This is a genomic window from Streptomyces sp. SID3343, assembly GCF_009865215.1.
Lineage (GTDB): Bacteria > Actinomycetota > Actinomycetes > Streptomycetales > Streptomycetaceae > Embleya.
On the sequence record NZ_WWJX01000864.1, the window covers coordinates 1 to 11,216 of the forward strand.

General features: G+C 70.1%; 11 protein-coding genes. 5 read left to right on the forward strand and 6 right to left on the reverse strand.

The window, feature by feature from the left end; all coding sequences use genetic code 11:
* Positions 1-894: 894 nt before the first annotated feature.
* Together GT354_RS26915 and GT354_RS26920 are read left to right on the forward strand one after the other, a co-directional pair.
* Positions 895-1,119, forward strand: coding sequence for a hypothetical protein (locus GT354_RS26915; protein ID WP_161358963.1), 225 nt, complete (start codon positions 895-897; stop codon positions 1,117-1,119).
* A gap of 88 nt (positions 1,120-1,207) precedes the next feature.
* Positions 1,208-2,092: a phosphotransferase gene (locus GT354_RS26920; protein WP_161358964.1), complete on the forward strand. Its 885-nt coding sequence runs from the start codon at positions 1,208-1,210 to the stop codon at positions 2,090-2,092.
* Between the two features lie 225 nt (positions 2,093-2,317).
* Here the strand turns inward: GT354_RS26920 and GT354_RS26925 are convergent, their stop codons facing one another.
* The 3 genes from GT354_RS26925 to GT354_RS26935 form a co-directional block, all read right to left on the reverse strand.
* The gene (locus GT354_RS26925) at positions 2,318-2,821 is read right to left on the reverse strand and encodes a dihydrofolate reductase (protein ID WP_161358966.1); all 504 of its coding nucleotides are present in this window, start codon (positions 2,819-2,821) and stop codon (positions 2,318-2,320) included.
* Positions 2,818-3,615, reverse strand: coding sequence for a thymidylate synthase (locus GT354_RS26930; protein WP_161358968.1), 798 nt, complete (start codon positions 3,613-3,615; stop codon positions 2,818-2,820). The genes GT354_RS26925 and GT354_RS26930 overlap by 4 nt, the downstream gene beginning before the upstream one ends.
* 134 nt (positions 3,616-3,749) lie before the next feature.
* Entirely contained in the window at positions 3,750-4,454 is a 705-nt protein-coding gene (locus tag GT354_RS26935) for a TetR/AcrR family transcriptional regulator (protein WP_161358969.1), read from the reverse strand.
* Here GT354_RS26935 and GT354_RS26940 point away from each other — a divergent pair.
* A complete protein-coding gene (locus GT354_RS26940; protein WP_237535489.1) occupies positions 4,446-5,669 on the forward strand; it encodes a Gfo/Idh/MocA family oxidoreductase in 1,224 nt (407 codons plus the stop codon). The two genes, GT354_RS26935 and GT354_RS26940, sit on opposite strands and share 9 nt — an antisense overlap.
* Before the next feature lie 332 nt (positions 5,670-6,001).
* On the opposite strand, the gene GT354_RS26945 is transcribed toward GT354_RS26940, so the two are convergent.
* On the reverse strand, positions 6,002-6,667 hold the full coding sequence (locus GT354_RS26945) for an ATP-binding protein (RefSeq protein ID WP_161358970.1): 666 nt from the start codon (positions 6,665-6,667) through the stop codon (positions 6,002-6,004).
* Positions 6,668-7,380: 713 nt separating this feature from the next.
* On the opposite strand from GT354_RS26945, the gene GT354_RS26950 reads away from it, so the two are divergent.
* On the forward strand, positions 7,381-7,833 hold the full coding sequence (locus tag GT354_RS26950; RefSeq protein WP_161358972.1) for a VOC family protein: 453 nt from the start codon (positions 7,381-7,383) through the stop codon (positions 7,831-7,833).
* A 66-nt stretch (positions 7,834-7,899) separates the two neighbouring features.
* On the opposite strand, the gene GT354_RS26955 is transcribed toward GT354_RS26950, so the two are convergent.
* Positions 7,900-9,357: an MFS transporter gene (locus GT354_RS26955; RefSeq protein WP_346012188.1), complete on the reverse strand. Its 1,458-nt coding sequence runs from the start codon at positions 9,355-9,357 to the stop codon at positions 7,900-7,902.
* Between the two features lie 404 nt (positions 9,358-9,761).
* Between GT354_RS26955 and GT354_RS26960 the strand changes: the two genes are divergently transcribed.
* A complete protein-coding gene (locus GT354_RS26960) occupies positions 9,762-10,544 on the forward strand; it encodes a ferritin-like domain-containing protein (protein WP_161358973.1) in 783 nt (260 codons plus the stop codon).
* Between the two features lie 82 nt (positions 10,545-10,626).
* Here GT354_RS26960 and GT354_RS26965 read toward each other — a convergent pair.
* A partial coding sequence (locus GT354_RS26965) for a cytochrome P450 (protein ID WP_161358974.1) occupies positions 10,627-11,216 on the reverse strand: 590 nt, incomplete at its 5' end.

Below are 11,216 nucleotides of genomic sequence, written 5' to 3' on the forward strand. Positions count from 1 at the left end.
CCGAGGAATGCGCCGGGCTCGACAACGACCAAGTGCTCATTGTGCGCACCGGCGGGAACGGCATGCCGGACCTGGTCAAGGCATCCGAAGTCCACAAGGTGAACCCGCCGCGCTGACCCCTCCACAGCCGCACCCCCAACTCGGAACGGAAGCAACGTGACCAGCTCGCGACGTGGCCCGCGAAGCAGGATCCGCCATGCACGACTACCTCGTTGCGGCCGGACGCCGGGACAAGCTGTCCCCGACCCATCAAGCCGGTGTGATCTGGGACATGACGACCGCCCACACGATCGCCACTGATGACGAACGGCACTTGAATGCCTATGAAACGGACGTTCGCATGATCCGGCTCGCCACCGCGCTCCGCTACGCCGACACCCTGTCGACCGGACACCCGTTCGGCGCGCGAGTCGACGCGGTACAGCTCGCCGAGAACGTCAACACTCGCTTGCTGCGACTGCCCGCCGGACGGCGGACCGAGGGACTACGCCGGGTCGCTGCCGGCGAACTGGACCCCTCGGCGCGGTCAGTGGCGCGCAGATCGCTATCAACATGGCGCACAACGTGTACGGGCTCGCCGCGAAGTAACCCACATTCGCCCCGTCCGGTGGTTCCGGGGAAGCACCGGACGGGGTCTGCAAGGCACCGAAGCACGCTAGCGAAAGGTGGAACGAGCATGGCAAGCACGGTCACACCGAACGCCGTTGCGGGGGTTCATATCCCCGAAGCGGTACGCGCAAGGCTCACAGCACGTATCCGCGCGGACCGTCCCGAGATCGGCGCCGAACTCGCCGACCGCATCGTCACGGGAACCGGCGTGTTCCTCGCGGTCGGCGCGGCGAACCCGAATGCACGTACGACCCCCTCGGCCCTGGTCGACGTCGGGTGGCACGCGTGGGTCTCCACACCGCCGACTACGCCGAGCACTGCGCCAAGCTCGGCCGCTTCGTCCACCACGTGCCGGACACCGCGCCGCGCACGATGGCGGATGCTCGCGCCGAGGTCATCCTTACCACCGAGGTGATCAAGGCGGCCGGCTTCGAGGTCGATGCCGAACTGTGGGCGGTAGCCGCCGCGGATTGCTCGCAGTGCCATGCGGGATGCTCCGACAGTCCGTGATCCCACGTAGGTAAGGGGCGCCCCCGAACCGGAAAGCTCGGCGGGGGCACCCTGCTTTCGACCACTTCTCACGAAAGAGCGCCATACGATGCCCCGTCGCCACACGTGGACCGAACTACCCGAGACGGTTCGGGTCACGATCGAACAGCACACCGGACCCATCCGCGCGATTCGTACACCCGAGGCCGGCAAGAACTCGGAGTTTCTGGCGACCCTCCGAACCGACGCCGGCTCGGTGTTCTGCAAAGGAGTGCGCACGGATCGGCCGTACGCGTGGACACTGCGCAACGAAGCCGCCTTAGGCCCCTTCCTGCCCCCGCTACTCGCCCCCCGTCTGTTGTGGAGCATCGTGCGCGATGGGTGGCACATGCTCGGGTTCGAGCACGTACCCGAGCGGCACCCGTCGCTGTCGCCAACGTCGTACGACTTGAACAAGGTCGGCGACCTGGTCGCCACGATGGCCGAAGTCATGACCCCATGTCCGCCCGCCGCACTGCGCTCCATCGCCGACCGCTGGGGAAGCGCACCCGGTTGGGCAGCCGTCTACGCGAAGTCGCCCGACGACCTCGACCCTTGGGCACATGCGCACATCGGGGCACTTACGACGCTCGAACGGGGCGCGTTCCTTGGTGGGGACACCCTTGTGCACTCTGACCTTCACGCGGAGAACATGTTGGTTGAGGACGGTCACGTACGGGTGATCGATTGGGCATGGTCGGCGCGCGGAGCCGCATGGACCGACACGGCATACGTGGTCGTCCGACTCATGCACGCCGGGCACACGCCCCAAGCGGCCGAAGCGTGGGCATTGCATGCGCCGGCGTTCGCCAAAGCACCGGAACCCGTGATCACGGCGTTCGCCGCAAAGCTCTCCGGGATGTGGGAGTACCTAGCGCGCTCACCCAAGGCACGCGCGCATTCTCGGGCACTCGCCGACACCGCGCGTCGATGGGCTCAGTACCGACTCGACTAGCCGGCTCGCCCAGCCCCGTCCGGTCATCGCACGCCGGGCGGGGCTCCTTCGGACCGATCTTTGTTCAGTCACTCTCGTTCGGTCCGGCGCTGGAGGACACCCTCAACCCACCCGGCGCTCAAGGACATGCCGGCCCAACGCCACCCCAGCCGTCCGGCGTTTGAGGACACTCAGCCCGCCCCGCGCCAACGGCCATCCACGCGGCCCATCAGGATCCGCAGAGACTCACCGGGTGTACGCGCGAATGCGATACCGCAGGCCGGACGTCGACGGCCGCCAACCGGTGTCCTCCGTCACGGTCCACGTGGCGTCCGGTGTGGGGGCGTAGACGTCGCCGTCCACCGTCGCGTCCACCTCGGTCACCGAGAGCCGCGTGGCGTACGCCATCGCCGCGCGGTAGATCTCCCCGCCACCGATCACCCACGCCACCACCGGGGAGGTCCGCTCCGGCGACTCGGCCGCGAGTTCGAGCGCCCGCGCGATGGACTCGGCCCGCTCCGCGCCTTCGGCCGCCCACCCCGGATCGCGCGTCACGACGATGTTGCGCCGGCCGGACAGCGGCCGAAATCTCGGCGGCAGCGAATCCCAGGTCTTGCGCCCCATCACCACGGGATGACCGAGAGTGGTCGCCTTGAAATGCGCCATGTCCTCGGGCACTCGCCACGGAATCGCGTTGTCCGCGCCGATCACGCCATCGGACGTCTGCGCCCAGATCAGCCCGACGTTCACACCGCGACCGGAGCTTTGATCGCCGGGTGGTGCCGGTAGTCGAGCACTTCCACGTCGGAGTAGGCGTAGTCGAAGAGCGAGTCGGCCCGGCGCAGCCGCAGTTGCGGGAACGCGAACGGGGCGCGCGAGAGCTGCTCGGTCACCTGCTCGACGTGGTTGTCGTAGATGTGGCAGTCACCGCCGGTCCAGATGAAGTCGCCCGGTTCCAGGCCGACTTGCTGCGCGACCATGTGCGTGAGCAGGGCGTAGCCGGCGATGTTGAACGGGACACCGAGAAACAGGTCCGCGCTGCGCTGGTACAGCTGGCAGGAGAGCCTGCCGTCGGCGACGTGGAACTGGAAGAGCGCGTGACACGGGGCGAGCGCCATCTCGGGCAGTTCGGCGACGTTCCAGGCGGACACGATCATCCGGCGGGAGTCCGGGTCGCGGCGCAGCGTGTCGAGGACCCCGCTGATCTGGTCGATGTGCTTGCCGTCGGGGGTGGGCCACGAGCGCCACTGGACGCCGTAGACCGGACCGAGTTCGCCGTTCTCGTCGGCCCACTCGTCCCAGATGGTGACGTTGTTCTCGTTCAGCCAGGCGACGTTCGAATCGCCGCGCAGGAACCACAGCAGCTCGTACACGATGGACCTGAGGTGCACCTTTTTGGTGGTCACCAGCGGGAAACCCCGTGAGAGGTCGTAGCGCAGTTGGTGCCCGAAGACACTTCGGGTACCGGTGCCCGTCCGGTCGGCCTTGGCCGCCCCGGAGGTGAGCACCGACTTCAACAGGTCTTCGTACTGGGTGTCCGCCACAACCGTCGAGTCTACCGGTCGCCCGATCGCGCTCGTCCCGTGCCCGCGCGGCTGCTGCGGGGCGAGGCGGACACCGCCGCTCCGGCAAAGGAACCGGCGGGCGCTCTGCATCGGCGCCCCGAGCGCCCACCCGATCAGGCTGAACGACTGCCCTTCGCGCCGGCGTCTCCGGGGCTTGTCCTGAATTCCGGTTCCGGATCGTTCCAGATCGGCGGAGAGCCCGGGAGCATGCTCGTCTGCGACGGGCGCAGTCCGTCGAGAACGATGTGGAGATTGCGCTCCCACTGCCGGCTGCCCGCCTGTATGCCGAGGGTGCGCTCGCCGGTCGCAGCAGCGGCGAGCAGGAAGGGGACGTCCTGCCAGGCGATGTCCGTACGCATCGCGCCTGCTGCTTGGGCACCCTCGACCAGACGCCGAATCCGCGCTCGCAGGTCGCCGAGACGCTGGGTCAGGGCGTCTCCGCAGGCCCCGCCGAGCACCTCGTTCACGCCACAGCTCTCTGTGCGGAGTCGTACGTAACCTGCCGCGAACACACAGAACCCGTGCCAGGGGTCCGGGTCCTCCAGAGCTTGATCGGCCAGGTTGGCGATCTCGTCGAGGATCTCGTCGAGCACGGCGGCCAGGAGCGCCTCCAGGGAAGGAATGCGCCGGTAGAAGGTGCCGACACCCACGCCCGCCCGGCGGGCGATCTCGTGCGCGGATACTCCGACGCCGGTCTCGGCGACCGCGATTCTGGCGGCCTCCACCAGGCGAGCGACGTTGCGTCGCGCGTCGGCGCGCGGGCGACGCCCCGACTCGTCGACCAGCAGACGGTCCACCGTGCCGAGCGGTTGATTCATGAGCCGAAGCCTAACGTAACTGGACAGGTTCCGTCCGGTTCCGTTAGCGTTTTCAAACGGACAAGGTCTGTCCGCTTATGGATGGGGGTCTCCATGGAACGGGAGAAAATCCGGGTCGGCATCATCGGGGCGAGCCCCGGGCGGGGTTGGGCGGCTCGGGCGCATGTGCCCGCCTTGATGTCCTTGCCGGAGTTCAGCATCACCGCGGTCGGCACCAGTCGCCGTGAGAGCGCGGAAGCGGCGGCACGCGAGTTCGGCGCGGTACACGCTTTCACCGACGCCAGGCAACTTGCCGAGCATCCCGAGGTGGACCTGGTGGTCGTCACCGTGAAGGTTCCCGTGCACGCCGAACTGGTCGGGGCCGCCCTGGCAGCCGGCAAGCACGTGTACTGCGAGTGGCCGCTGGGCCGAACCTCCGACGAAGCGGACGCTCTCGCGAAGTCGGCCGAACGGGCGGGCGTGCATCACGTCGTCGGGCTACAGGCGCGGTATGCGCCTGCGATCGCCTACGCCCGCGAGTTGGTCGCCGCCGGTCACGTGGGACGCGTGACCGCGGCGACCGTTTACGCTGCCCGCGGCAAGGGCGCGAGGGAGCGGATACCGTCCTGGGCGGCCTACACCCTCGATCGCGACAACGGTGCCGGGACGCTCGAGGTCGCGGGTGGGCATACGCTCGACGCGCTGCAGTACGTGCTCGGCGACATCAGCGACCTCTCCGCCACCTTGTCTGTCCGGCAACCCGTCTACACCCTCGCCGAAACCGGTGCCTCGGTCGAGGCGACCGGTCCCGACCACCTCCTTCTCAACGCGACCCTCACCAGCGGCGCCGTGGTCTCGGCTCATATCCACGATGCCAAGGTCACGGATGCCCGGACCCGACTCGAAATCTCCGGCACCGAGGGAGACTTGGCCATCGTGTCGACCGAAGCGGGTGGTCCGGCGGGCATCCAGATCGGCGAACTGCGCCTGCTGGGGACAGGTGTTTCGGGAGACACCTATCAGGAGTTGCCCATTCCCGCCCGGTACCGCCGGACCTCAGGGATCGCTCCGGGGGCGGAGGGCTTCAACATCGCTCGGATGTATGCCCGGCTGGCCGTCGATCTCGGCACTGGCGCACACGGCGTCCCGGACTTCCACGCCGGCCTACGGCTGCACCGCCTCCTCGACGCGATCAAGCTCTCCGCGGAGACGGGCGCTCGACAGTCCATGGGCTGACCGGCCGAGATCAGCGAACAGCCCCGGCAGGGTCGCGCCGATTGTCCATGTCCAGACGGAACGTGCCGTACGAGTTACTGTTCGACCGGAACACGGCGGTCGGCCCGCACCGGTCCTCCGCGTTGAGCCTCGATCGGCCCGACGACGCGCCGGGGGCCAGGAAAACGAGGCGCCGGGCGCCGGGAACCGGGAGCGCCCAACGGCGGGAAGCCACCCTGGTCACCTTGCCGCCGGTGTCGTCCGAGCCAGGACTCCGGGGCGGGGCCCGTCCGGGCGAAGGCGTGCCCCGGCTTCGGCGGAGCAGTCGCAACCGTCCGGCGCGCCAGGTGTGTTCAGCGACGCTCGGCGGCGGGTTCGGGCAGCGGGTGCAGCTCGGTGGTGTGGGCGTCGAGGTCGGTGAGCGTGTGGCGTGCGGTGAGCAGGACCGGATGGGCCTCGCTGCCGGGCAGGACGGACCCGACCTGGTCGCCGGAGGAGACGTCGTCCAGCACGATCAGCACGCGATGCCCGGCGTCGGCGAGGGCGGTCAACACGGCGCGCACCGCTGCCGTGCGGGCCGGGGCATCCGCCGGGATCGCCTCGTCGGGGACCCCTAGGCTCCCGAGCAGTCGCGCGGTGATCGCGTCCGGGCCCGGGTGATCCCCCGCGCCGTGCCCGTGCAGGGCGACGAAGACGGCGCCGCCGGTGAACCAGCCGGCGGCGACCAGGTCGTGCGCCACCTTCAGGGCGAGTGCCGACTTGCCCACCCCGGTCGCGCCCGTCACCACCGAGACCACGCGGCCGTTGAGGCTGCCGTCGGGCGTGAGCGGCGCGAAGACGTACGCGGCGTGGGCGAGTTCACCATCGCGACCGGTGAACACCGCCGGGCCGGCCGGCAGTCCGCGCACCGCGTCGGCGGCGTCCCTCGGCAGCCGCACCGTGATGTTTCGGCCCTGCACCACGACCGAGAGCGTGCCGCCGGGAAACACGTGCGCCGCGTTCCCGCCCGAGCGCCTCATCCTCGTTGCGAACCGTCCCCGCCACCACGCCATTCCTCATCCTCCCAGACCGGCGCACCCGTCGTCGGGTCGTCACGGTGTCCGGGGCCCGTGGGCAGCAGGGCCCGAAGTGGCGGGGGTGCGGCCCGGTGGCCGGACGGGGGGCCGGGCACCGGGCCGCACGAGGCGCCGGCCACGGGGGTCGCCGACGCACACAACGACAACGATCCACCGCCCGGAGAGTGACGCGCAAGCCCACCCCGCCGACGTGTTCGGCACGTCGTGGCGCGCGGTGGTCGTGGTCGACCTGCCGGTCGCCGCCGCCCGCCCTCGGCGCAACACGCCCTGTTCACGGCCGGTTTGCTGCCCGCGCAACCAACCACGTACCCCTCGACCACGTGCCCCGCGACCGTGCTCCCCGAGACCGTGCTCCCCGCGACCGCGCTCGCCACGTGGGCGATGACAGCGCGCCAACACCCCCGCACCGAGAGCGAATCGGCCGATCCAGCGGTCCGCGGCCACGTCCGGACCAGTGCGAACGAAAGGCTCGGGTGGCGACCCGAGAGCCGCCGGGCAATGACCCGGGCACCCCAACGCCCCTTACCCAAAAGGCAGTTCATCATACGAAGTAGTGGGCGGGGCGGACCGCCGGTGCGCACGTACGCCTCCGGCGTGGGAGGGCGGCGGCCGGCTTCGGTTGCCGACGTACCGATGTAACTTATATAACTGGTTACATGGCATTGGGTTGGAAGCTGGTCATCGACAGCACGAACGCATCCGCACTCGCGGACTTCTGGGCCGCGGCCCTGGAGTACGAGGTGGAGGACCCCGGCGCTCTCATCGAGCACCTGCTGGCCGCCGGTCGGATCGGCGAGGAGGCGATCACCGAGCACGACGGCCGTAAGACCTTCCGCGGCTACGCCGGGATCCGCCACCCCGAAGACCCGTTCGACGAGACCAGCGGTGTCGGCCGCGGCCGACGAATGCTCTTCCAGGACGTGCCCGAGGGCAAGTCCGGCAAGAACCGCCTGCACGTCGACATCCACAGCGAGCCCGGCGGCCTCGACGCCCTGGTGGCCCGGCTGGAAGGTCTGGGGGCCACGCCCGTTCGCGAGGTCGACCAAGGGCCCGCCGGGCACTGGTGGATCATGCGGGACCCGGAAGGAAACGAGTTCTGCGCGGCGTGAACCGCGCGCCGTACCGCCGCCGCGTCGACCCGATCGGGGCCGATACGGCGGCGGCACACGTACCGCCTACCCCACACCCGCCAACTGCCGATCACTCGATCCCGGCGACCCGGTCTCGGCCGGGTGCGCGGCGGTACGCGGAATCGCCGCCGCCGTGATCGCCGCCGCGAGCGCGGCGGCCGCGGCGAGCCCGAACACGATGCGATACGCGTCGAGCGAGGCGTGGACGGCGCCCCCCGCCGTCCCCGTCACGGTCGTCAGCACGACCGCGACCACCGTGCTGCACAGCGCCTGACCGATCGTCCGCATGAGCACGTTCAGACCCGTCGCCGCCGCCGTCTGTTCCTGCGGTACCGCTTGGAGCACCAGCGTCGGCAGTGCCGAATACACCAGCCCGGTGCCCACCGAGCACAACGTCGCCCCGGCCACGATCATCCACATCTGTTCGCTCGTGAACACCCGCACCGCGTAAGCCCCGGCGATCACCAGCGCACCCGCCGTCAACGTCGACCGCGCACCGCGCGCCGCGGACAACCGCGCCGACACCGGCGACATCGCCACCATCGTCAGCCCACCGGGCAGCAGGCACAGGCTCGCCACCAACGCCGACGCACCCAGGCCGTAGCCGGTCGCCTCGGGCGCCTGGATCAACTGCACGGTCGCGAGCCAGTTCGCGTAGAACGCGAACCCGGTCGCCAGCGCCGCCACGTGCGGCAGCAGCACCGTACGGCGCGCCGCCAGGCGCAGATCCACGAGCGGTTCGCGAACGCGCATCTGGTGACGGCCCCACACCAGCAACACGAGCACACCGGCGGCGCCGATCCCGGGCACCACCGGGCTCGTCCATCCCCAATCGGTGCCCTTGGACAACGCCAACAGCACCCCGACCAGACCGGTGGTGAGCAGCAACGCGCCCACGATGTCGAAACGACCGGGTGTACGCGGGCGGGTCGACTGCGGTATCACCCACCACGAGATCGCGGCGCCGAACGCGCCCAGTCCCGTCGTGACCCAGAACAGCGCGTGCCAGTCGGCGTGTTGCACCACGATCGACGCCAACGGCAGACCGACCGCCGCACCGATTCCCACCGTCGAACTCATCAGCGCGACCGCCGACCCGACCCGGTGCGGCGGCAGTTCGTCACGCAGGATGCTCGTCGCGAGCGGCACCACCGCGGCCGCCGTGCCCTGCAGGGCCCGCGCGGTGATCAGGATCCCGATGTCGGACGTCAGCGCGCACAGCGCCGACCCGATGGTCATCACCACGAGCGCGCCGACGAGGATGCGCCGCTTGCCGTACATGTCGCCGGCGCGCCCCAGGATCGGGTTGAGCACCGCACCGGACAGCAGCGTCGTGGTCAGCATCCAACTCACCGTCCCGGGGGACGCCCCGGTGTCGGCCGGCAGATCGGGCAGCAGCGGCACGATCACCGTCTGCATGAGCGCCATGAGCGTCCCGCCGAAGGCCAGGGTCGGCACGATCAGGCAGGAACGAAATCCGGACGACGGTACTGCACTTGCCACGCTGAAACTCCGAGGTACAGGGGCCGCCAATTCGATCTGACAGCCCGTCAGGTCAGTTGTGTCACGATCTCGGGGCCGGCGCCGCCACACGTGACGGAGGTCGCAGGCGATCGGCGTCACCACCGGACGGACGTGTCGGGCCCCTCGTTCGGCGGACGTCGTCGGTGCTCTCGACGCGTGTCCGGCGGCCACGCGAGCGGGCGCGGTGGGGCCGCGAACTTCCGCCGCGCGGGCGCGGACACGACTCTCGGCGGTGCCGCGGCCGCGGTATCGCACGAGGCCACGCCGCAACCGTCCCCGGCCGCGCCACGGTGAGCCGCGTTTATCCCGGGGTGGTTCCCGGTACCTGCTCCACTGTTTGTCGGCGGCTATACGCGGTATCCGCGAGGAAGGACGGCCCGGTCATGCTCAGCGCTCGCGGCATTCTTCAGGAGATCCACCGAAACGACGAGGCGTTCCGCCTGTTCTGCAGTATCGCCGCCAAGGGCGAGAACCAGGGGGGCTGGGAGAACGGGCGGATCGCCGCCTTGGTCGCGGACCCGGAACTGGCCCCCAAGATCGCGCGGCACGGCGCCGACGAGGACAAGCACGGACGGATCTTCAACGCGATGTTGCACCGTCGCGGGCTCGATCCGGTCGACGTCCCGCCGGAGGCCGACTACTGCATGCTGCTCGAACGTCAGGGCATCGGCCTCGCGCACGACCGGCTGCGCCGCGACGAGCCGATGACCGAGGCCGACATCGTCGAATACCTCGTGCACAGCCGCGTCACCGAGCAGCGTGCCGCCGAGGACATGCGGATGCTGCACCGTTGCCTCGGCGACGAGCCCGACGTCGGCCGCGGCCTGCGGATGATCTGCGACGACGAGGAGAACCACCTCGCCTATTGCCACGAAGAGCTGCTGCGGCTGTCGGCTCGCGGCGACGAGGCCGGCATCGGGCGAGCACTGCGCAAGGTGGCCCGCGCCGAGATCAAGGTGAACCGCGACGTGAGTCTCGCGGTGATGGAGCGCATGGGCCGCCTGCTCGACTGGTCGCGGGGTCGGCGGTTGACGCTGAAGGCCGGTATCCACGCGGTGTACGCGTACGACCGGCTGTGGGGCACCCGCCGCATGGTCAGACTGCGACCGCCGAAGCGGGTCGACGCCTTGGGCCCGAAACCCGCCGCGCCGCACCGGGCGGCGTAGCATCGCACCGCGCGCCCACGGACGAGGGCAGCGCACGGCGTGGCCGGGGGCGGGGGTCGCTTGCCGCGGCCTCACGGTCGGGTCACCGGTGTGCGGACGCTCGGACGACCCGTATGCGTTCGACCCCGAGCAGGCCGGTGAGCGGCACCTGGGCAATGGTCTGCTGCGGGCTCACCACGAGCCTCTCGGCGCGGATTCGCTCCAGCAGGTGTTCGGCCAGTGGCACGACCAGGTGTCGGCCCCAACAGCGTTCGTTGGCATGGCCGAAGGGAAAGTAGCCCGGATGGTCGTCGGCGTCGAGGTCGATCCAGCGCTCGGGTCGGAACTCGTCCGGCTCGACCCACCGGTTCGGGTCGCGGTGGCTCAGCAACGGAAGCAGCAGGACGTCGTCGTGCGGACCGATCCGCGAGTCCAGGGCGGGAAACTCCGGGGACGCCACGCGCAGGATGTTCCACGACGGGGGCAGCAACCGCAGCGCCTCCAGCACGATGTGCCGGTTCGACGCGTCGGCGTCGAAAGGCGAGCCCAGCCAGAGCGCGTTGGCGACCAGCGCCGACACGCCCAGGCACACCGGCGCCGCGACCCGTCGGTACAGGCCCGCGGCGTAGCGCCGACGGCCGCGCTCCGCGGCGGCGGTGTCGGTCAGCGCCGCCAACCGGGACACCGCCGCGC